This is a genomic window from Micromonospora sp. URMC 106, from assembly GCF_051386395.1.
Lineage (GTDB): Bacteria > Actinomycetota > Actinomycetes > Mycobacteriales > Micromonosporaceae > Micromonospora.
Window position 1 is genome coordinate 1 of sequence record NZ_JBPQTP010000281.1, and the last position, 263, is coordinate 263.

The window sequence follows — 263 nt, forward strand, 5'->3', positions numbered from 1 at the left end:
GACGACGAACACGCCGTGTCCACCGTCACCGCCGGCCCCTCGAAACCGAACGAGTACGCCACCCGACCCGACAGCACACTGGTCGCGTTGCCGGTGAGCAGATGGCCGCCGACCTCCTGGGCGCGACCCACCGATCCGCTGGCATACCCCTGGAAGCTGGCACCGGCGAAGACGCCGACCGCGCCTCCCTTCAGGCTGGTCGGGTCGATGCCGGCGGACTCGACCGCCTCCCAGGACGTCTCCAGCAGCAGCCGCTGCTGCGG

1 protein-coding gene is annotated in these 263 nt (G+C 71.1%); it reads right to left on the reverse strand.

From position 1 onward, the window contains the following. Window positions 1-263, reverse strand: a 263-nt coding sequence (locus ACSNOB_RS32115) for a beta-ketoacyl synthase N-terminal-like domain-containing protein (RefSeq protein ID WP_436691214.1), incomplete at both ends; no start/stop codon positions are given.